At 47.5% G+C, this 21,253-nt stretch carries 18 protein-coding genes; 8 read left to right on the forward strand and 10 right to left on the reverse strand.

Annotated elements, in window-relative coordinates:
- Positions 1-25: 25 nt before the first annotated feature.
- Positions 26-928 carry a LysR family transcriptional regulator gene (locus ACO0K4_RS11595; RefSeq protein ID WP_422956781.1) on the reverse strand — a complete coding sequence of 301 codons (903 nt, stop codon included), beginning with the start codon at positions 926-928 and terminating at the stop codon, positions 26-28.
- A 127-nt stretch (positions 929-1,055) separates the two neighbouring features.
- On the opposite strand from ACO0K4_RS11595, the gene ACO0K4_RS11600 reads away from it, so the two are divergent.
- The 3 genes from ACO0K4_RS11600 to ACO0K4_RS11610 all read left to right on the forward strand — a co-directional run bounded on the left by ACO0K4_RS11600 (position 1,056) and on the right by ACO0K4_RS11610 (position 5,051).
- Positions 1,056-2,216: an agmatine deiminase family protein gene (locus tag ACO0K4_RS11600; protein ID WP_422956782.1), complete on the forward strand. Its 1,161-nt coding sequence runs from the start codon at positions 1,056-1,058 to the stop codon at positions 2,214-2,216.
- Between the two features lie 62 nt (positions 2,217-2,278).
- Positions 2,279-3,388, forward strand: coding sequence for an agmatine deiminase family protein (locus tag ACO0K4_RS11605; protein ID WP_422956783.1), 1,110 nt, complete (start codon positions 2,279-2,281; stop codon positions 3,386-3,388).
- Positions 3,389-3,599: 211 nt separating this feature from the next.
- Positions 3,600-5,051 (forward strand): aminotransferase, encoded by a 1,452-nt coding sequence (locus tag ACO0K4_RS11610; RefSeq protein ID WP_422956784.1) that lies wholly within the window; start codon positions 3,600-3,602, stop codon positions 5,049-5,051.
- 107 nt (positions 5,052-5,158) lie between these two features.
- Here the strand turns inward: ACO0K4_RS11610 and aguB are convergent, their stop codons facing one another.
- Both aguB and ACO0K4_RS11620 read right to left on the reverse strand, forming a co-directional pair.
- A complete protein-coding gene (gene aguB, locus ACO0K4_RS11615) occupies positions 5,159-6,073 on the reverse strand; it encodes an N-carbamoylputrescine amidase (RefSeq protein ID WP_422956785.1) in 915 nt (304 codons plus the stop codon).
- 30 nt (positions 6,074-6,103) lie between these two features.
- Positions 6,104-7,144, reverse strand: a complete 1,041-nt coding sequence (locus ACO0K4_RS11620; RefSeq protein WP_422956786.1) for an agmatine deiminase family protein — start codon at positions 7,142-7,144, stop codon at positions 6,104-6,106.
- 230 nt (positions 7,145-7,374) lie between these two features.
- On the opposite strand from ACO0K4_RS11620, the gene ACO0K4_RS11625 reads away from it, so the two are divergent.
- From ACO0K4_RS11625 to ACO0K4_RS11645, 5 genes are all read left to right on the forward strand, one after another.
- Positions 7,375-7,932, forward strand: a complete 558-nt coding sequence (locus tag ACO0K4_RS11625; RefSeq protein WP_422956787.1) for a hypothetical protein — start codon at positions 7,375-7,377, stop codon at positions 7,930-7,932.
- Between the two features lie 736 nt (positions 7,933-8,668).
- Positions 8,669-8,959 carry a FeoA family protein gene (locus tag ACO0K4_RS11630; protein ID WP_422956788.1) on the forward strand — a complete coding sequence of 97 codons (291 nt, stop codon included), beginning with the start codon at positions 8,669-8,671 and terminating at the stop codon, positions 8,957-8,959.
- Positions 8,959-10,848 (forward strand): ferrous iron transporter B, encoded by a 1,890-nt coding sequence (gene feoB, locus ACO0K4_RS11635; RefSeq protein WP_422956789.1) that lies wholly within the window; start codon positions 8,959-8,961, stop codon positions 10,846-10,848. The genes ACO0K4_RS11630 and feoB overlap by 1 nt, the downstream gene beginning before the upstream one ends.
- Position 10,849: 1 nt before the next feature.
- On the forward strand, positions 10,850-11,128 hold the full coding sequence (locus tag ACO0K4_RS11640) for a hypothetical protein (RefSeq protein WP_422956790.1): 279 nt from the start codon (positions 10,850-10,852) through the stop codon (positions 11,126-11,128).
- 137 nt (positions 11,129-11,265) lie between these two features.
- Positions 11,266-11,838 (forward strand): hypothetical protein, encoded by a 573-nt coding sequence (locus ACO0K4_RS11645; RefSeq protein WP_422956791.1) that lies wholly within the window; start codon positions 11,266-11,268, stop codon positions 11,836-11,838.
- 139 nt (positions 11,839-11,977) lie between these two features.
- On the opposite strand, the gene ACO0K4_RS11650 is transcribed toward ACO0K4_RS11645, so the two are convergent.
- The 7 genes from ACO0K4_RS11650 to ACO0K4_RS11680 form a co-directional block, all read right to left on the reverse strand.
- The gene (locus tag ACO0K4_RS11650; protein WP_422956792.1) at positions 11,978-13,579 is read right to left on the reverse strand and encodes an ABC-F family ATPase; all 1,602 of its coding nucleotides are present in this window, start codon (positions 13,577-13,579) and stop codon (positions 11,978-11,980) included.
- 176 nt (positions 13,580-13,755) lie between these two features.
- Positions 13,756-15,837, reverse strand: a complete 2,082-nt coding sequence (locus tag ACO0K4_RS11655; RefSeq protein WP_422956793.1) for a 3-hydroxyacyl-CoA dehydrogenase NAD-binding domain-containing protein — start codon at positions 15,835-15,837, stop codon at positions 13,756-13,758.
- Positions 15,838-16,135: 298 nt separating this feature from the next.
- Entirely contained in the window at positions 16,136-16,837 is a 702-nt protein-coding gene (locus ACO0K4_RS11660) for an ABC transporter ATP-binding protein (RefSeq protein ID WP_422956794.1), read from the reverse strand.
- A complete protein-coding gene (locus tag ACO0K4_RS11665; RefSeq protein ID WP_422956795.1) occupies positions 16,834-17,610 on the reverse strand; it encodes an ABC transporter ATP-binding protein in 777 nt (258 codons plus the stop codon). The genes ACO0K4_RS11660 and ACO0K4_RS11665 overlap by 4 nt, the downstream gene beginning before the upstream one ends.
- Positions 17,607-18,893 (reverse strand): branched-chain amino acid ABC transporter permease, encoded by a 1,287-nt coding sequence (locus ACO0K4_RS11670; RefSeq protein WP_422956796.1) that lies wholly within the window; start codon positions 18,891-18,893, stop codon positions 17,607-17,609. The genes ACO0K4_RS11665 and ACO0K4_RS11670 overlap by 4 nt, the downstream gene beginning before the upstream one ends.
- A gap of 3 nt (positions 18,894-18,896) precedes the next feature.
- Positions 18,897-19,844 (reverse strand): branched-chain amino acid ABC transporter permease, encoded by a 948-nt coding sequence (locus ACO0K4_RS11675; RefSeq protein ID WP_422956797.1) that lies wholly within the window; start codon positions 19,842-19,844, stop codon positions 18,897-18,899.
- Between the two features lie 93 nt (positions 19,845-19,937).
- Positions 19,938-21,110: a branched-chain amino acid ABC transporter substrate-binding protein gene (locus ACO0K4_RS11680; RefSeq protein WP_422956958.1), complete on the reverse strand. Its 1,173-nt coding sequence runs from the start codon at positions 21,108-21,110 to the stop codon at positions 19,938-19,940.
- Positions 21,111-21,253 lie beyond the last annotated feature (143 nt).

A 21,253-nucleotide genomic window follows, 5' to 3' on the forward strand; every position in this document is an offset into this window, starting at 1 on the left:
TATCGAAATAAAACCAGGTATTTGTTTACCCCTCTTCAGGAACGCAGTTTCCTTGTGACTTAAGCCAGTTGAACACATGGGCCACCGTCGTGGAGCGGGGATTTTCTGCAACCCCTGATAACCACCAGGTCGTACCGGGCAGACGTGGATAATCGGGCAAGATCATGGCCTCACCGCTGGCTAAACTACCTTCAATCAGCAACAGTGGCAGGCAGGTAATACCGCGCCCGCGCAGTGTGGCATCGAGTAACAAACGGGGGTCGTCGTAAATGGCCCTTTTTCTGAACAAAGCCAGCGACTCCAAAAACAATTGCGCGGTGGCGTCACCCGTCAAACTCTCTTCCAGGCAAATTAAATCAATATGTAAATGATGCTGATCTCTTGGGATAGCTGCCAGCCTGGTCACAACTTTGGTGTTACCTACGATTACCCATTCGTCTTGCAATAGAGGAAATTCCAATAGTCCCGCCTGCAAAATAGGGCGGTCGCTAATGGTAATGTCGACATCGACCTCATCGACAAAACAGGCTGTCTCATCGCCTGAAAGCATCAGGCAAAGCTCGGGGAGTTGTGCTTCCAGCTCTTGTATCCTTGGTTGCAACCAGCCATGCAACAAGGTACTGGGGCAAACCACCACCACCAAACCCGGGTCCAGATAGGTAGCAATACGCCCCAAGCCACTACGAAGAATGGCCAGCGAGCGCTGCACACTGCGTTGTAATACTTCCCCCGCCACATTGAGCTCAACACCACGCCCAACCCTTCTGAATAAGGGTTGATTGATTTGCTCTTCAAGCAACTGAATTTGGTGGCTGATAGCAGATTGAGACACATGCAATTCGTTAGCAGCGCGCGAAAAATTCTTATGTCGAGCGGCTGCTTCAAACCCCATTAACAGCTTCAGTGATGGAATGCGATGCTCGGACATATGAGAAAAGGTGATCAATAGATGCAAAAGTATCGCTTGTTTTCATATCTGAGGCAACTCAGAATAGTTCCACACGCCAATAAAGCAACAATTTGCATAGAACCACTTTTTTTACCTGGAGTTTGAAATGAAGTCTCGCCGTAATTTTCTTAAACATTGCACAACAGCTGGCACCGCATTCTTGCTTGCACAAGGATTAAGCGCCTGTGGTGGTGGGGCAGGTGAGGAGTCCGTTGCAGTGCCGCCAGCAACCGGCGGTAGCAATAATCCAAATACAAGCACCTGGCTCATGCGCGATGAAGGTGACAAGCATAAAGCGACCTGGATGGCATTTAGTGCGCAAGAGGCAATTTGGGGCAGCGCAGCTGCAGCCAGAATGGTAAGGGATGACCTGGCCAGAGTGGCGAATACCATCGTCAAATATGAGCCGGTGAATATGCTGGTCAGGCAACAAGACCTGGCAGAAGCGCAACAAAAAGTCGACTCACGTGTGAAATTGATTGTGCAAGACATGGACGATGTCTGGCTGCGGGACACAGGCCCGATCTTCGTCATCAATGGAAATGGTGAAAAGGCCGCTGTGAATTTCAACTTCAATGGCTGGGGTAAAAAACAGACTTATGCTAAGGACAACCAGATTGCTCCCTTCATCAGCAAACTGGCAGGTGTGCGCATGCTGACGTCAAAACTGGTGTTGGAAGGCGGCGGTATTGAAGTCGACGGCAAGGGAACTGCCATCATTACAGAAAGTTGTGTGCTCAATCCCAACCGCAATCCAGGCATGAGCAAATCTGCCTGTGAAGCAGAACTGAGAGATTTACTCGGCATACGTAAAGTGATCTGGTTGCCAGGCATTGTCAACAAAGACATCACTGATGCTCACACGGATTTTTATGCCCGCTTTGCACGGCCTGGTGTCATCGTAGTCCACCTTGATACCGATCCTGCCTCCTATGACAAGGCAGTCACCGAGCGTCATCTGGAAATATTGAAGTCGGCAACCGATGCCGACAATAAGGCCTTAAAGATTGTGATACTGGAAAAACCACTGAAGATCGCTCCAGAAAATGCCAACAACAAAGACTTTGCTGCTGGTTATGTCAATTTCTATGTTTGCAATGGTGCAGTCATTGTCCCTCAATTTGGTGATCAGCAAGCCGATGCCAATGCCAAAACCAGAATTGCGGAAGCATTCCCAGGACGTGTCATAGAACAAATAAGCATAGACGGCATCGCTGGCGGTGGCGGTGGCATCCATTGTGTCACACAGCAAGAAACACTCGTTTAAATAAATTAACCGTCAATTTTGTTTAGATTATTTATAGATTTTTACTGAAAAGGAAACATCACATGATCTCGAGAAGAAATGTATTGAAAACCGGCTTGCTCGCTGTCCAGGCTGCCGTCTGTGCCGCTGGTTCAGGTTTGAGTGGCAATGTGCTGGCTGCAGCAGCGACAGCGTGGCGCATGCCTGATGAAAGTGAGCCGCATGCCGCAACCTGGATGGGCTTTGGTGCCAGCAATGCAATCTGGGGCAGTAAATTGAAGGCCGGTGCGCGCGACAGCATCGCACTGATTGCCCGTACTATTGCCCAGTTTGAGCCTGTCAACCTGCTGGTCAAAGATGCTGAGTACGACATCGCATCTAGCAAATGTGGTGCCAGCGTGAATTTGGTCGTGCAAGACCTCGATGATCTTTGGCTAAGAGACACTGGCCCAGTTTTTGTGAAAAGCAACAGCGGCATGCTGGCAGGTATTGATTTCAATTTTAACGGATGGGGTGAAAAACAAACGTATGGCAAAGATACTTATGTCGCCGATGCCATCACCCAGCAAGTGGGCGCGAAACGATTGCAGACTCAGTTGACTCTGGAAGGCGGGGGCATAGAGGTAGATGGCCGCGGCAACGCCATCATCACTGAAAGTTGCGTGCTTAATGCCAACCGTAATCCAGGAATGAGCAAGGCAACGGTAGAGGCCGAGTTAAAACGTTTACTGGGCCTGCAAAAAATTATCTGGTTGAAAGGGATCCGTGGCAAGGACATCACTGATGGTCATACCGATTTTTATGCCCGCTTCGTCAGCCCTGGTGTTGTGGTAGCTGGTTACGATCCCGACCCGGCATCTTACGATCACGCTGTCACTTTGAATAATATCGCCACCTTGCGCAATGCCACGGACGCAAATGGTCGGAAGTTGCAAGTCATCGTATTACCAGCGCCATCGACGGTCAGGCCAAAATACGAAAGCGCAGAGTTTGCGGCTGGCTACATCAATTTCTATGTTTGCAATGATGCCGTTATTGCACCGCAATTCGGCGATGCGAAAGCTGATGCCAACGCCCGTTCTATTTTACGGGAACAATTCCCCAATCGGGAAATTGTACAACTCAATATAGATGCAATTGCAGCTGGTGGCGGTGGCATACATTGCACTACCCAACAGCAACCAGCACCCTGATCATCATTTTTACTTTCAGTAAAACAGTCAAAAGTGGTTCCACTAACCTAGGTTTAGTGGTTCTTATTTTTACACGCCATTGCACTTATACTGAGCATCTATGCGCCTCTTTACCTAATTATCCAGCGACTTGCGCGGTCATCAGGAGATAGAGAACTGACATGGCTTGTTTCATGCTCCCGATTATTTGACTTATCTCCAAGAGGTTTTGATGTTGGCAAGTTCACTGGCACCAAAAGCCTCAATCACCGCGCTTGCCAAATTGGCCGCGAAATATGGCATATACAATACACGTGCCATTCAGCAGCAAGATACCGCGCATCATTTGCATCCCTTTACAGATTTCAAGGCTCTAGCTCAATCAGGTGCACAGGTAATAGTTGCAGGCAAGGGATGTTATGTATGGGATTCGGCAGGTAAAAAGATACTAGATGGTATGTCCGGTTTATGGTGTGTGAATGCAGGCTATGGCCGTACCAGCATCTCGGAAGCCGTCTATCTGCAAATGGAGACGCTGGCTTTCTATGGCAGTTTTTCCAATACGACCAACGTACCCGCAATCCAGTTAGCCAGCAAACTGGTTGAGATATCGCCGCCTCAATTTAAGCATGTATTCTTCACCAACTCTGGCTCAGAAGCGAACGACACCAGTCTCCGTCTGGTCCGTCGATATTGGGATCTTTTGGGACAAACTGAGCGCACCATCATTATTAGCCGTCAAAATGCCTATCACGGCAGCACGATTGCCTGCGCCTCACTCGGTGGCATGGCTGACATGCAAGTGCAAACCGGCATGCAGCTGCCAGGCATTGTTCACATAGGCCAGCCGAATTACTTTGAGTGTGGCCGTGGCATGACAGAAGATGAATTTGGACTCCATGCAGCGGGTTGGCTAGAGCAAAAAATTCTGAAATCAGGAATAGACAAAGTAGCCGCCTTCATCGCCGAACCCATACAGGGTGCTGGCGGTGTCATCATTCCGCCAGCTAGTTATTGGCCAGAGATACAGCGTATCTGCGACAAATATGGCATTTTATTGATTGCGGATGAAGTCATATGCGGTTTTGGCCGTCTGGGCACATGGTTTGGCTCGGAGCGTATGGGTATCAAACCTGATCTGATAAGCTTTGCCAATAGCGTGACTTCTGGCTATGCGCCTTTGGGTGGTGTATTGGTCAGCGAGCGTATTGCGGACGTATTGACAACTACAGATGGGGATTTTTATCACGGCTTCACCTGTTCTGGCCATCCCGTCGCCTGTGCGGCCGCGCTGGAGAACATACGTATCTTCCAGGAAGAAGAGCTGCTCCACGTCGTGTCATTGAATACCGGCCCCTACCTGGCAAAGCAATTTTCCGGATTGGCAAAACATCCATTGGTAGGTTTTAGCTATAGTTACGGCTTGCTGGCTGGCTTGCATCTGGTCAGAAAAAAAGCAGACGTCATCCATGACTGTGAATTATTTGACGTTGAGCAAGCTGTTGGCCAGATCTGTCACCAGCACATGCTCGCCAATGGTTTAATGGTGCTTGCGGTAGGTGAGCGCATGATAGTTTCACCACCTCTGGTCATAAGCAAGCAAGAAATTAATGAAATGATGGTCAAGATTACACAAGGGCTGGATCAAACCCTGGCTGAGCTGAAAGCACGTGGCTGGATGTAGGGGGGAGGGAGTTTCCTGCCGCGCTGAAACTTTGTATCTATCTCAGCAATGATGCCAACACAATGAACCGCAAAGATGATGGCTGTCTGCGGTTCATTGCATTTTAACTATTGGTAGCAAGAAGCCTGACCATCACTAGTCAATAAAGTACGATACATTTCCGGACGTCGATCACGGAAAAATCCCCATGACTGGCGCTCCGCACGAATGACATCCAGATCAAAAGTATGTAATAAGATACTTTCATCTTTACGGTTGGCCTCTGCTACTTTGGCACCGGTATGATCTGCAATAAAACTCGAGCCGTAAAATTCTGCAGTTAAACCTTGTTGCTGCAGATTGCCATTGCCTATACCAGTTTCTTTGCCTATACGATTGGCTGCAACTACGGGCACCATATTGGCAGCAGCATGTCCTTGCATGGTACGTTGCCAATGTCCGGATGAATCAAAAGCAGAACTGAATGGCTCTGAACCGATAATGGTAGGGAAGCACAATATTTCTGCGCCCATCAAGGCCAGGCTGCGCGCAGTCTCCGGGTACCATTGATCCCAGCAAATACCGATACCAATTTTACCAAAACGGGTATTCCATACCTTGAATCCGGTGTCGCCTGGGGCAAAGTAAAATTTCTCTGTATAGCCAGGTGCGTCCGGGATATGCGTTTTTCGATACACTCCAAGCACACTACCGTCCGCATCAGCCACGGCAATCGAGTTGTAGGCAACATTACCGGCACGTTCAAAAAAGCCTATAGGCAGAACGATGCCTAGCTCGCCAGCAAGTTTGGCAAAACGGGCAATATGCGGATTATTTTCAAAGGGCTCGGCCAGTTCCAGATGGCGCGCATTTTGATCAACGCAAAAATAAGGCATCATGAACAATTCCGGACAAAGAACCAGGTTGGCGCCCTTTGCCGCAGCCTGACGAATCAGCCGTTCGGCAGTAGCTCTATTGTCTTCACAATGCCAGCTGCCAGATGCCATCTGAACTGAAGCAACCGTGATATTTCTTGATGACATAAAAATTTCCTTGATAAACACTGAAGAGATTTATTTGGCAAATACAGCTGGCTGCTGCTGAGTTGAGCAGTGAATACTGCCGCCGCCAATGGATATCACAGGTATTGGTAGCAATTCCACTTTTCGGTCTGGAAAAGCTTTTGCGAAAACCTCGTAAGCCACAGCATCTTGTGGCACATCAAAAGCTGTGGAAATAACGGCACCATTCACCAGAATATAGTTGGCATAACAATCGCAGTAGCGTTCAGAACCATAGCGCTCAGTCACAACAGGCGAGGGCAGTTCGAGAAATTCAAAAGAGCGGCCTTTGGCATCAGTAGATAACTCTAAGGCACGGCGGTTTTCACGCATCACGTGGTAATAATCGCCCTGATCCGGGTTCGCATCCTGGCACAGGACTTTAGCAGGGGCGATGAAAGAAGCAATGCCATCGACATGGCCATTTGTTTCAACTTCAGCAGGATTGCCGGGCAACCAGATAATTTTTTCCACTCCCAGCATGCGCTTTAGCTCTGCTTCGATCTCTTTTTTGCTCATATGCGGATTGCGATTCGGATTGAGCAAACAACTTTCCGTCGTCAATAAAGTGCCTTCACCATCGACATAAAATGAACCACCTTCAAGCACCATATCTGAATTGAAAATTTGCGCACCAGAGTGCCGGGCAATGTCTTGAGCCAACTGCTGACAACCATCGTAGGGTTGATACTTATTACCCCAGGCATTGAAAGGGAAGGCCGCTGCAGCCAGTTGACCATTTGCACCTTGCAAAAAAATAGGCCCGCAATCTCGCACCCAGTTATCTTCCGCAGCAACAGGCAACACGTCCACCTCTGCGCCGCATAATATTTGCGCTTCAACTGCGAGGCTATGATGAGCAGCGACGACACAGCGCTGATACTTTGCGATCGTGCGTGCGACCACAGCAAATTCTGCCACCACTCTTTGATAATGTTCACCCCATAATTCTTCACGATCTTTCAGCATAGGCCAACCGAGCCAAGTGGCTTTCATCGTTTCCCATTCGGCAGGCATGCGGTAACCCATTTTTTTTGCGTCAAAGCGATTCATGTACATCTCTCTTTTTTATGGACCTTATATTCTTATTTATATCAAATATAAAAAAAAGTGAGGTTTTTTGCTTTAATCAATTAGCTTATTTCATACATGTTGTTCAATTGACGTCTGCGAATACGATGAGGGCTAACTTGGAGTTGCAAATTCTCGATGTAAATGCAGACGTCAGCCCACAGCAAGCGTGACTTAAACACGTAACACGACTTCTCAACCTGCAACAACAATTGACGGCTGCAAATACTTTAAAGGCTGGCTTAGAGCTGCAAATTCTCGATGTAAAGGCTGACGCCAGTTCACAACAAGTGCGATTGAAAGAGCTAACACAAGGCTTTACCCAGGAATTAGAAAAACAGCGTCATGCATTGCAATTGGCTGAGGAACGGTTCCGGACATCAGAAACGCGTGCCTTATTGGAAATTGACCGAGAGCGAGTCCAGTCGGCCAAATTACAAAAAGAAATCGAACAAGCAAGGTTGTCAGCATCCGAGTCAAATAACCGACACCAGGACGAGTTGCGTCGCTTGCAGTTAAGTATGGGCGAATATCGGCAACAGTTTGGAAGCCTGCAAGGAAATCTTGAGGCAATCACGCAAAGTAGAGATTCTAGTCACAAGGAACTAGAGGCCTTGCGCATAAGAATTGAGGAGCTCCAGGCATCCTTGGCTTTTGTTAAATCGGAATCCGACGGGCAGCTTCAGCAATTATCTGAAATACGTAACAGTGAAAAAACGGTCGCTACAAAGCCAACCCGCAAAAATAGAAAATCTGACCTGGCTAGTTAGGCTCAGTTGAATGGCAGATAAAAGAAAATTCGATCGTTAAATTTAGATCAGATTTTCTTACCTAAAGATGTTACGAACAAAGATATCAAAAGTTAATTTACGTATTAATATGTTGATTGAGCCAGAGTTGGTTGTTTGACCCATCGAATGCAAGGATAGGTAAATATCGAACTTAGTTTTAGGTAAGAGCACTTCGTCCGATATTTCGATCTTATGCGCTTTAAAATTAACACCATAAATTTCGCATAATTTATATTATGTTAAATTACATATTTATATACTTCGTCCTAAGTGCGACAAAAACGTCAAAATATTTTTATGCCCTTACGAGCAATACCGTTTCTGTCAGTTTTACAGAAGCAAACAAGCGCACGACCTGCTGTTGCAGACAACCTGCCGTTCGAATATAGAGTCGAGACATACCGCTTTGCTGACTAGCCGCGGTAAGGCCAAATAATGACCTCGCGCAAGCCGCTGGCGATTGGTACTTTGTATGAGTGAATTAATATCTGGTTGAGGCAATGCTGATCGCCATACTATTAACGGTGTTTTTTCCTATGTGGAATAAAACGAAGATGCTTCGTTAGTCCTCTCCAGTCAAAAACTCGATCATCATTTGCTCTTACTCAAGTAATCCCCAGATTGCCGATCCTAAACCTGCTTATCGCTTGAATGCTAATTCATATTGATATATATTCTCATTATCATTTAGCTTTAGCATGCAAGGAAATCCACTATGAGCAGTTTTTCCGCAAAAACTGACACTGTTACCCTCGATAACCTCAAAGTTGGGGATTTTGCTGTTGTTACGGATGTTGTCGGATCGCAAGCTGATCAGTCAAAAACGAGCTTTGATGTGATTCGACGCCTAAAAGAACTGGGCTTTGTAAAAGGTGAATCAGTCAAAATCTTGCACAAAGGTTACTTTGGTGGTGAGCCGCTTGCTGTGCGGATTGGTCAGTCTACTTTTGCTTTGCGTCGATTTGAGGCCGCCTTTATCGGTGTTGCTAAGGCTGGAATTGTTTAATGAGTCATGCTGAATTGGTCGTGCCCCGTATCGCTTTAGTTGGTAATCCGAATTGTGGGAAAACAGCTTTATTTAATCGATTGACAGGTGCTCGGCAAAAAGTAGCGAACTATGCCGGGGTTACGATTGAGCGTAAAGAAGGGAAATTTCGCTCCCCTACCGGTCGATTCTGGAATGTGCTGGATTTGCCCGGCACATACAGCCTGAATGCCATTACTCCAGACGAAAAAATTACCCAAGATGTGATCACTGGGCAGCGTTCTGATGAACCTGTTCCCGATGTTGTGGTTTGCGTGGTGGATGCGACAAATCTGAAGCGTGGCCTGAGAGTCGCGCTGGAATTAAAAAATATCGGCATGCCAATGATCTTGGCCGTCAATATGATGGACGTCGCGAAAAAGCGTCACATCGCTATTGATATTGAGTTGCTGCAGGAGTCATTGGGAATTCCCGTCGTCGAAACAGTTGCAGTTGACCACACAGGGATCGATCTTTTGCTGGATAAGCTGGAGATATTCGCCCAGCATCTTAAACCGTCGGTCACTGCTGGCGCAAACACAGCGCATGATTTCAGTCAGATATCTCCCGAAATAATCCAAGCCGAGGCGAACGCCATTCTGGACCGTTGTGTCTCTTATGCTGCCAGCACGGATCATCATTTTAGCTACAAAATAGACAGCTTTGTCTTACATCCGGTAGTGGGCCCTCTCATTTTTGCGGTGTTGATGTTCCTGGTTTTTCAGGCAGTCTTTGCATGGGCTCAATTGCCTATGGACTTGATCAAGTCCGCTGTGGATGCAACGGGTACATTTGTTCAAGCCAATATGCAGGAAGGCATGCTGCAAGGGTTGCTCGTCAAGGGTGTCATTGGCGGCGCTGGTAGTGTGTTGGTGTTTTTACCTCAGATTGTTATTTTATTTTTCTTCATTCTGGTGATGGAAGATTCGGGTTATTTGCCAAGAGCTGCGTTTTTGCTGGACCGGGTGATGGGTAAAGTGGGCTTGTCTGGCCGTGCTTTTATCCCTTTATTGTCCAGTTTTGCTTGCGCTATTCCCGGCATTATGGCGACACGGACAATACAGAATCAGCGCGATCGTCTGGTCACAATCATGATTGCGCCATTAATGACCTGCTCTGCCCGGCTGCCAGTTTATGCCTTGATTATTGCTGCGTTTATTCCGCCCAAGATGATTGGGGGCTGGTTAAATTTGCAGGGCTTAGTTTTATTTTTACTCTATCTTGCGGGCATTGTGTCAGCGATGGCGGTAGCGTTTGTACTGAAGAAAAAATGGGGCTCCAGCGAGCAGCAGCCTTTAATGCTGGAACTGCCTGATTACCGCTTTCCTAACTCGCGCAACTTGGCATTAGGTTTGTGGGAGCGGATCAAGATTTTTACTACCCGGGTAGGGACGATTATTCTGGCATTGATGATATTGCTGTGGTTTTTGAGCAGTTTTCCCGGCGCGCCAGAAAATGCGAACCATCCTGCGATTTATTACAGCATCGCAGGCATATTAGGTCGCGGATTGGAGCTTGTATTTGCACCTATCGGTTTTAACTGGCAAATTTGTATTGCGCTAGTTCCTGGTTTGGCGGCACGTGAGGTTGCGGTTGCAGCATTGGGTACTGTGTACGCTTTATCTCAGTCCGGAGAGGAGTTAGCCAGTAGTCTGGAGCCATTAATTGCGCATTCGTGGTCATTGCCCACCGCCCTTTCTTTGTTGGCCTGGTATGTATTTGCCCCGCAATGTATTGCAACGCTTAGTGTGGTGAGGCGTGAGACGAATACTCTGCGCTATCCGGTACTGATGGCGGGATATTTATTTGGTCTGGCGTATTTTGCCTCCTTCGTCACTTATAACGTCGCACGCTTTTTCCTCGGAAGCTGATATGCAAACTGTGGTCACGATGTTGATTCTAGTTGCTGCATTCATTTATCTTGTTGTTAAGTGGATGCCGTCGACTGTCAAACAAGGTTTGGTGGTCTGGATTTCACCATATTCGCCTAAGCTGGCTTCTGCTCTCGGCGCGCCTGCTAGTGGCTGTGGAAGTGGTTGCTCTTCCTGTGGCTCCTGTGACTCATCTACACAAACAGGCGTAGCGCAAAATCAATTAGCTGATAATGTAAACAAGATTATTGAAAAGCCGGTCAGATTTGTAAGAAGATGACATTATGCTTATTTGTTAACATGGAAAGGCACTGTTAATTGATGTATCCTGTTGGCAATTATAAGCACCACTGGTTGCAATAAATTTTCCTGCCAATGACTATCAGTGGGTATCCGAGACACAATTACAAATCCACTATGCGCAACACTATCTACGATAAAAGCGACAAAGGCCGCGAAGAGATTGCGACACGCAAGCATCAGCTCGCTTCACGAATGAGAAGTTTGCTCGTGATGATTGACGGTAAACTAACCGAAGAGGAATTACTGAAAAGAGTTAGTGCGTTAGGATTGACTGAGCAGCATATTCAAGAGTTACTGGATCAGGAGTTCATCACTGCGCCTTTATTTGCAGAGCCTCCTGTTGAGGTCGACGTTATTGATGTAGGTCCTGTCACTTCGGTAGCAGACATGAATATCCCGATCAATCCAGCCGACCTGCTGGATGAATCGAAACGCATTCAAGCCTTGCACACATTTTTTAATGAAACAATTAAAAGTACACTTGGGCTGCGAGGTTTTACACTTCAACTCAAAGTGGAGCGTGCTGCGACAATTGATGATTTTCGTGCCTTAAGAAACACGTATATCGAGGCAATCTTGAAGGCAAAAGGTAAAGAAATGGCGCGCAGTCTGCGCGATCGTCTCGATCAATTGTTGTTCACGGGCGATCCGGCATTTGTCGATAAAATAGTGCCGGATGATGAATGAGTCATCGATGATTTATACTATGACTAGTCCTATAGCAAAAAATAAAAAGCCAGGAAATTTCTGGCTTTTTTGCATCTCAATCAAATTGTAATCAACCTTCGAATAAAAAGCCGGTTGAATTTACTCATTTTTCACTCATTTATTCAATGCCTTGGCTGGTCAGATATTCCTCATACGAACCACGGAAATCAATAATTTCATTCTCTTTAATTTCCAGAACCCGCGTCGCCAGTGAGGAGACAAACTCACGGTCATGCGATACAAATACTAATGTTCCCGCATATTTTTCCAGCGCGATATTTAGAGATTCGATTGACTCCATATCCATGTGATTGGTCGGCTCATCCATCAGCAATACATTATGGCGACCCAACATCAACTTGCCGTACATCATACGTCCCTTTTCACCACCGGACAGGACCTTGACTGACTTTTTCACGTCGTCGCCACCAAATAACAAACGACCCAAAATGGAACGTACCGCCTGATCATCGTCGCCCTCTTGTGTCCACTGACCGATCCAGTCAGTCAGGTTTTTATCTGAGGCAAATTCTTCGGTAGGATCTTGCGGCATGTAGCCAACATTAGCATTTTCTGCCCATTTCACCAGGCCGCGATCCGCATGTAAGCCTGCGATATCATCGCCGCCAATACAGCGCAACAAGGTTGTTTTACCAATACCATTGGCACCGATAATCGCTATACGCTCGCCGGCCTCAATCATGAGATCGACATTTTTAAACAAGGTGCGGTCATAGGCTTTGGTCAAACCCTGGACCTCTACTGCCAGGCGATGCAATTTCTTTTCTCCGTCAAAACGAACAAAAGGATTCTGGCGGCTGGAGGGCTTAAACTCTTCGATCTTGATTTTGTCGATTTGCTTGGCGCGGGAGGTTGCCTGGCGTGCCTTGGATTTGTTTGCAGAAAAGCGACGAACGAAATCTTGTAGTTCCGCGACCTTTTCTTTGGCCTTTGCATTATTCGCCATTTGCTGCGCACGTGCCTGCGAGGACGCCAGCATGTAGTCATCGTAGTTACCTGGATAGACTTTTAAGGTGCCGTAATCCATATCGGCCATATGCGTACAGACCTGATTCAGAAAGTGACGATCATGGGAAATGATAATCATGGTTGAGTTACGGTCATTCAGCGTATCTTCAAGCCAGCGAATCGTGTTGATATCCAGATTATTGGTCGGTTCGTCAAGTAACAAGATATCAGGGTTAGAAAACAAGGCTTGTGCCAGCAAGACACGTAATTTCCAGCCCGGAGCAACCGCGCTCATCAGACCCTGATGCTGATCAATAGGAATACCTGCGCCGAGCAATAGTTCCCCTGCCCTTGGCTCCGCAGTGTAGCCGTCATATTCGGCAAACTTTGCCTCAAGATCCGCAGCCTTCATGTAGTCATCGTCAGTCGCTTCAGGATTGGCGTAAATCGCGTCGCGCTCAGACATGGCTGCCCACATTTCAGTGTGACCCATCATGACAACATCCAAAACACGCATTTCTTCAAACGCAAACTGGTCCTGACGCAACTTGCCCAGGCGTTCATTCTGATCCAGCATGACTGTTCCCGAGGATTGATCGAGATCGCCACCCAAAATTTTCATGAAAGTGGATTTGCCACAGCCATTGGCGCCGATCAAACCATAGCGATTGCCATCACCAAATTTGACAGAGATGTTTTCGAACAGTGGCTTGGGGCCAAACTGCATCGTAATATTTGCGGTAGAGAGCACGGAAAAACCTTTTGCAATAGAGTTATAACTAACCTTACATTATAACATCGCCACTGCCGCCCCCTCTAATTCTGCTGCGTCAAAAGCAAAGAGCGCAGTGTTTAAGCTGCGCTCTTTGTTGAGTTGCTGAGTGTTCAGGCAAGCGAACCGCTGACCGGAATGCCCAATGATGCTAATTAGCCATTAAAGCTTTTGCCTTCTGCGGCAAGTTTTGCCAGCAATGGCGCTGGTTTCCAGGCGTCACCATGACGACCTTTGGCATAACGCTCCATCGCCATGACGACATTAGGCAAACCGACGGTATCGGCATAAAACATCGGACCACCGCGATGCAATGGGAAGCCGTATCCAGTCAGATAGACCATATCGATGTCAGATGCACGGGTTGCGATACCTTCTTCGAGAATATAAGCGGCTTCATTGACCAGTGCGTAAATCAGACGTTCTATAATTTCCTGATCGGTGATTTTGCGACGCTCAATTCCCAGATCCGCAGAATGTTTGACGATCATGTCATTCACTACCGATGATGGATATGCCTTGCGATCACCCGCTTTGTAGTCGTACCAGCCTGCTCCGGTTTTTTGACCAAAACGGCCCATCTCACATAGCAGGTCGGCTGTTTTTGAATAGGTGATTTGTGGCTTTTCTACATAGCGACGTGTGCGGATATACCAGCCAATATCATTGCCCGCCAGATCGCCCATGCGGAACGGTCCCATCGCAAAGCCCATTTTTTCAACTGCTTTATCGACTTGCTCCGGCGTGCAACCTTCTTCGATCAGGAAGCCTGCTTGACGGCTATATTGCTCGATCATACGATTGCCGATGAATCCATCGCACACACCAGATACGACGCCAGTTTTCTTGATTTTTTTAGACAAGGCCAGGGTCGTCGCGAGCACGTCTTTGGCAGTTTTTTTGCCGCGTACAATTTCCAGCAACTTCATCACATTAGCCGGGCTGAAAAAATGCGTGCATACAACGTCTTCTGGGCGCTTGGTAAAACTGGCGATCTGGTCGACGTCCAGCGTCGAGGTATTAGAGGCGAGGATTGCACCTGATTTCATCACTTCATCCAGTTTTTTGAATACTTGCTCTTTTACACCCATATCTTCAAATACCGCCTCGACGACGATGTCAGCTTGGCCGATGGCTTCGTAAGATAAGGTTCCGGTAATCAGACCAACGCGTTGTTCGAATTTTTCAGGCGACAACTTGCCTTTTTTCATTGTGTTTTCGTAATTTTTACGAATGGTGGCCAGACCTTTATCCAGAGCCTCCTGTTTCATTTCCAGAATCTGTACCGGGATACCCGCATTCGCAAAATTCATGGCAATGCCGCCACCCATCGTACCTGCGCCAATAACGGCTGCCGATTTGATCGGGCGGGTTGGCGTATCTTCCGGCACATCAGGCAGTTTGCTCGCTGCACGCTCGCCGAAAAAGGCGTGACGCAATGCTTTGGATTCTGTGGTTTGTACTAACTCGAGAAACAGATCGCGTTCTACATTAATACCATCATCGAATTTTTTGGTGACAGACGCTGCAACGGCTTCGACGCATTTCAATGGCGCTGGGAACGGGCCGGACATTGCGCGAACGGTATTGCGTGAGAACTGCAGGAAGGCTTCGTAGTTAGGATAATCGATCTTGATGTCGCGCACGCGTGGCAGCGGACGGACGTCAGCGACTTTGGCCGCAAAAGCCAATGCACCTTGCATCAGATCGCCTTCTATCAGTTCGTTAAATAAAGCCGTTTTGGCGAGTTTTTCTGATGGTATCGCAGTGCCTGATACGATCATATTCAACGACATTTCCAAACCAAGTACGCGAGGCAGGCGTTGTGTGCCGCCGGCGCCTGGCAAAATGCCGAGCTTCACTTCAGGCAGGGCAATTTGCGCACCTGGCGTCACTACGCGGTAGTTGCAACCCAGTGCCAGCTCGAGTCCGCCACCCATGCACACGCTGTGTATGGCAGCGATAACTGGCTTGGCAGACCCCTCAACGATGTTGATCACGGTATGCAGCGACGGTTCTGCTGATGCTTTTGGTGAGTTGAATTCTTTAATGTCGGCACCACCGGAAAATGCCTTGCCAGCGCCGGTAATGATGATGGATGTAATCGCATCGTCATTCAATGCCTGCTTCATGCCTTCGACAATCGCGTTGCGCGTCGAATGACCTAAACCATTAACAGGGGGATTGTTGAGGGTAATGACGGCAACATTGCCGTTGACTTGATATTCCGCGCTCATGTCTCTTCCTAAGGGTTGAAATACGTTTTTTGATTGTACAAGCGACTCATTGACACCCTACTACTATAGGTAAATTGAATGCCGCTTGCTGACCAGAATGCTGTCTGCGAGTTTTTACGTCATGTCTACTATACCGCAAAAAAGTACGGTCGTATTATTTTTGAGGAAAATTTTTTATTCATTTAAAAAAGGCATACTCCCCATTATTTTATGAGAAATATGCCGATACCGCTTGTATTACCTAGTGTCTTAAAATATACAGGTAGGTAGTATATTGAGCATCAGGCTAAACTAATGCTTATACCTCTAACCACTCTTTACGAATCGCCTCGTTGGCACGCAAATCGGCAGGACTTCCTTCAAACACGATACTGCCGTGCCCCATGACGTAGACTCTTTGCGAAATTTCCAGTGCGATGGCGAGTTTTTGCTCAACCAGCAAAACGGATATGCCACGGTTTTTAAGTTCTTTGAGGTACTCGGCAACTAATTCGACGATCTTTGGTGCCAGCCCTTCCGTTGGCTCATCAATCATGATCAGGTCAGGATCGCCCATCAGCGTGCGGCATAACGTCAGCATTTGTTGTTCGCCGCCAGATAATACGCCTGCCGCAGTATGTTGACGCTCCTTGAGGCGCGGGAACATGTTGTACATATCGTCCAGCGACCAGCGCGATTTTTTACCCGATTTTTCTCCCAGAATCAGATTCTGTTCCACCGTTAAGGTCGGAAAAATATCACGATTTTCCGGCACATAGCCCAAGCCTTTGTGGGCAATCTGGAAAGCTTTCAGGCCGATCATCTCTTCGCCCTTGAACTTGATCGACCCGGTTGAGTCAACCTGCCCCATCGCGGCTTTGACGGTAGTTGAGCGGCCGACACCGTTGCGTCCCAATAAGCTGACGATTTCACCTTGATTGACAACAAGATCAACACCGTGAAGGACATGGCTTTTGCCGTAGAAAGCATTCAGGCCTTTGATTTCTAATAATGTACTCATGCTGCGGCCTCCACCGGGGCGTGACCACCCAGATATGCGTCTTTGACTTTTTGATTATTCCGGATATTGACAGGGGTGTCGCAGGCAATGACTTCACCATACACGACAACGGCAATTTTATCTGCAAGACCAAACACCACGCTCATATCATGTTCGACCATTAATAGTGTTTTGCCGACGGTGACTTTGCGAATCAGTTCGACAGCCGCATCGGACTCTGACCGGCTCATACCGGCAGTTGGCTCGTCGAGCAAGATGACGTCAGCACCGCCAGCAATGGTGATACCGATTTCCAATGCACGTTGTTCCGCATAAGTCAGTAAGCCTGCCGTGATGTCACGCCGGCGTTTTAGGCCGATTTGCTCTAATACGGCTTCAGCCCGCTCATGTGCATCTTTTAAACCGTTTAGCCGGTGCCAGAATGAATATTTATAGCCGAGCGACCACAGCACTGCACAGCGCAAATTTTCGTACACCGATAAGCGATGAAAAATATTGGTAATCTGAAAACTGCGTGACAAGCCACGACGGTTAATCTCGAACGGACGTAATGTGGAGATACTCTCGCCATTCAATAAAATATCGCCGGAGCTGATGGGGAAACGGCCGGAGATCAGATTGAATAAGGTTGATTTTCCCGCACCGTTTGGTCCAATGATTGCGAACCGCTCGCCCTTTGGCACTTGTAAATTAGCACCCCGGATGATTTCAGATTTACCAAAACTCTTTCGGACATCTTTTAGTTCAAGAGAGAACAATGAAGTCACACTCATGATTGCACCCTCCTCATTTGATCTTCAATTTCGGTACTGACTTCGCCCCATTTTTGTGTAAAGCTCGATTTGGTAATAATGAATCCCACGACACCGATGGCAATCAATACCCCGGCAGTCAGCCACGCAGCAGGTTGCGCTGTGTCGACCATTACACCAAATAAGTTGACGGTGGAATTTTGCGATGCCTCCAAGGTGCGCTGATACAGCATTTCGATTGCAATCACTGTACCGAACACCGCAATTACGGTTGCCAGAACAAGTTTCCACATCGATGGCCAGACCCGTTTGAACAAACCAAATTTGGCCACCCGCAGATTCAGCATCAATATACTGGCGATACCACCAGGCGCATACATCACGATGATGATGAAGAAAATACCAAGATAGAGTTGCCAGGCTTTGGTGAAGTCAGACAGCATCACCGTCAACACGACGCCGATTACCGCGCCTATCATCGGGCCAAAGAAGAAGCCGATACCGCCGATAAATGTGAACAACAGCACAGCGCCAGAGCGGATGGCGCTGACGTTTTCGGCACTCACAATTTCAAAATTGATTGCAGACAGTCCTCCGGCAATGCCGGCAAAAAAAGCGGACAAAATCAAGGTCAGATAGCGAACCCATTGCGTGTTGTAACCAACAAACTCGACACGCTCAGGATTATCCCTGACCGCATTTGCCAGCCGACCAAGCGGCGTTTGCGTGAAGGCATACATACCAATCGTACTGATAAACAACCAGGCGGCAATCAGGTAATACACCTGAATCTGCGGCCCATAGGTAATCCCCAGAAAGGCCTTACCAATCACGCGATTAGTAGAAATGCCGCCTTCACCGCCAAAGAAGCTTGGGAACATTAATGAACTGGCGAATACCAGTTCGACCATACCCAGAGTAATCATCGAAAAGGTGGTGCCGGATTTTTTCGTCGTGACATAACCGAACAGGATGCCGAAAAACATACCAGCAATACCACCGATTAATGGGATCAATGTAATGGGAAACATGATCGTTCCATCAGTTACCAGATTCATGGCGTGGATCGCAAAGAAAGCGCCTAGTCCAGAATAAACAGCATGGCCGAACGACAGCATGCCACCCTGCCCTAACAACATATTGAAGGACAGGCCAAAAATCATCAGCGTGCCAATTTGGGACAATAGTGAAAGCGATCCGCCTGATTTAAAAATCAGCGGTGCAACGACTAGCATCATTGCGAAGCCAAGCCAGATGATCCAGCGCGCCAGATTCAGCGGTTTATATGTCAATGTTTTTGTCATTTTTTATCCTTCGCGAGTACCCAGCAAACCTTTTGGCCGGAAAATAAGGATAAGCACCAGTAGCAGGTAAGGCATGATCGGTGCGACTTGAGCAATCGTCAGGCTGAGCATTGAGTAGCCGGGTGCAGTAGCTGAAATCTGTGTACCCAATTTCGCAAATACCGTGACGAAAGAGTAATCAAGCGCCACAGCAAAAGTTTGCAGCACGCCAATCAGGATAGAGGCAACAAATGCACCGGCAAGCGACCCCATACCACCGACCACCACAACCACAAAAATAATGCTACCCAGCGTTGCCGCCATACCAGGCTCGGTGACGAAGGCGTTGCCACCGACCACACCTGCCAGTCCGGCCAGAGCGCAACCGCCGCCAAACACCAGCATGAACACGCGAGGGACGTTGTGTCCCAGGGCTTCTACCGTATCCGGATGTGTCAATGCGGCCTGAATCACGAGGCCTATCCTTGTCCTGGTCAGCAATAAATAGATCGCAACCAGCATCAGCAAAGCGACAAACATCATAAAGCCGCGGTACATAGGGAACGTCGTGGTGTACAAGGTGAATAAAGGACCATCAAGCTCAGCCGGAATAGGATATGGCACGGTTGAGCGCCCCCAGATCAACTGCACCAGCTCCACAATCACGTAAGACAAACCAAAAGTGAATAGCAGTTCCGGGATATGTCCGTATTTGTGCACTGAACGCAGTCCGTAACGTTCCACCATCGCACCGAGAAAACCGACGATCAGCGGTGCCAGAAACAGCGCTGGCCAAAAACCTAATTTGACACTGATGCCGTAGGCAAAATAGGCCCCCAACATGTAAAAACTAGCGTGGGCAAAATTAAGCACGCCCATCATACTGAAAATCAGTGTCAGGCCAGAGGAGAGCATAAACAGCAACAATCCGTAGCTGACACCGTTCAGCAAGGTGATCAATGTGAATTCCACAGCAAAGATCCTTTTTAAAATCTTGAACGATCGTACTATTTTTGTGAAAAAAAAGAGAGCGCATCGTGATGCAACTCTCTCAGATTTTGCTAATTAGCCAGGGCGCTTCATTTGACAAGACGAAGGCTGAGTAGCGACGAAGGCATCAATTTTTTGACTTGTCTTCCAGCCCAGACCTGTATTTTCCTGGTCAAATTTCACATCTTTGCCGTTAACTTTCACCCATGTAGCAATGTACAGAGGTTGCTGGATCTGATGATCCAATTTGCGCATAACGGTGTCACCGTTCAGGCTTTTCACTTTGGAATTTTCCAGGGCAATTGCCACTGCTGCTGGCTCAATGGATTTGGCGTCTTTCACTGCCTTACCCATATAGGCGAGAACAGAATAGGTCGCCATGGAATAGTAATCGTCTTTGTACTTGGCTTTGAAACCTTCAACGATATCCTTACCTGCAAAGGTTTCGTTGTTAGCATTCCAGTAGCCGACGTATTTTACGTGATCGACACCAGCAGCACCCATCGCAGTTGGAACACCCGTAGTCGCTGCATAGTAGGTAAAGAAATTCGCTTTTAAGTCCGCATCTTTCGCTGATTTAATCAACAAAGCCAGATCCGCACCCCAGTTACCGGTAATCACCGTGTCAGCGCCCGACGCTTTAATCTTGGCGATGTAAGGAGAGAAATCCTTGACCTGTCCGATAGGATGCAAGTCGTCACCTACGATTTGAATATCAGGACGTTTGCGTGCCAGATACTCTTTAGCGGCACGGGTAACCTGGTGACCAAAAGAATAGTTCTGCCCGATGATATAGACTTTCTTGATATTTTTATCTTGCGCCATGTAGGTGGTCAGCGATTCCATCTTCATGTCAGAGTTGGAATCAAAACGGAAATGCCAGAAACTGCATTTGCCATTAGTCATATCAGGATCAACCGCAGCATGATTCAGGTAAATGATTTCCTTGCCCGGATTGCGTTCATTATGTTTGTTGACGGCATCGAGCAACGCCAGGCCGACGCCGGATCCATTACCCTGAGTGATGTAACGAAAGCCTTTGTCGATCACGGTTTTCAGTACGCTCAGGGATTCTTGCGGACTACCTTTATTATCGAAGCCAACAATTTCAAATTTATGTGGACCTGCCCAGCCTTCGGCATTGGCTTTTTCAGCAATGTACTGATAAGAATTCAGAATGTTTTGGCCAACAGGTGCAAACGGGCCAGACAGTGGATCGATATAGGCAATCTTGATGGTATCAGCCATCACAAGCGGTGCTGACAATGCCAGGGCAATTGCTAAAACAGATGTACGTAATTGAAATTTCATTTGTCTCACTCCAGTATTTTTGTGGATGTTTATGGAAATTACTTTTTTACTTTTTTTACGTGCTTTTTTTGCTGGAGAGT

It is taken from the genome of Undibacterium sp. RuTC16W (assembly GCF_049339445.1).
Classification (GTDB): domain Bacteria; phylum Pseudomonadota; class Gammaproteobacteria; order Burkholderiales; family Burkholderiaceae_D; genus Undibacterium.

Coding starts and splice junctions, on each gene's coding strand:
- feoB (WP_422956789.1), top strand. CDS start 8,959: ATGAGTCATGCTGAATTGGTCGTGCCCCGTATCGCTTTAGTTGGTAAT.
- ACO0K4_RS11665 (WP_422956795.1), bottom strand. CDS start 17,610: ATGAGTGTGACTTCATTGTTCTCTCTTGAACTAAAAGATGTCCGAAAG.
- ACO0K4_RS11630 (WP_422956788.1), top strand. CDS start 8,669: ATGAGCAGTTTTTCCGCAAAAACTGACACTGTTACCCTCGATAACCTC.
- ACO0K4_RS11680 (WP_422956958.1), bottom strand. CDS start 21,110: ATGGCTGATACCATCAAGATTGCCTATATCGATCCACTGTCTGGCCCG.
- ACO0K4_RS11605 (WP_422956783.1), top strand. CDS start 2,279: ATGATCTCGAGAAGAAATGTATTGAAAACCGGCTTGCTCGCTGTCCAG.
- aguB (WP_422956785.1), bottom strand. CDS start 6,073: ATGTCATCAAGAAATATCACGGTTGCTTCAGTTCAGATGGCATCTGGC.
- ACO0K4_RS11640 (WP_422956790.1), top strand. CDS start 10,850: ATGCAAACTGTGGTCACGATGTTGATTCTAGTTGCTGCATTCATTTAT.
- ACO0K4_RS11610 (WP_422956784.1), top strand. CDS start 3,600: ATGTTGGCAAGTTCACTGGCACCAAAAGCCTCAATCACCGCGCTTGCC.
- ACO0K4_RS11595 (WP_422956781.1), bottom strand. CDS start 928: ATGTCCGAGCATCGCATTCCATCACTGAAGCTGTTAATGGGGTTTGAA.
- ACO0K4_RS11645 (WP_422956791.1), top strand. CDS start 11,266: ATGCGCAACACTATCTACGATAAAAGCGACAAAGGCCGCGAAGAGATT.
- ACO0K4_RS11600 (WP_422956782.1), top strand. CDS start 1,056: ATGAAGTCTCGCCGTAATTTTCTTAAACATTGCACAACAGCTGGCACC.
- ACO0K4_RS11670 (WP_422956796.1), bottom strand. CDS start 18,893: ATGACAAAAACATTGACATATAAACCGCTGAATCTGGCGCGCTGGATC.
- ACO0K4_RS11655 (WP_422956793.1), bottom strand. CDS start 15,837: ATGAGCGCGGAATATCAAGTCAACGGCAATGTTGCCGTCATTACCCTC.
- ACO0K4_RS11620 (WP_422956786.1), bottom strand. CDS start 7,144: ATGAATCGCTTTGACGCAAAAAAAATGGGTTACCGCATGCCTGCCGAA.
- ACO0K4_RS11660 (WP_422956794.1), bottom strand. CDS start 16,837: ATGAGTACATTATTAGAAATCAAAGGCCTGAATGCTTTCTACGGCAAA.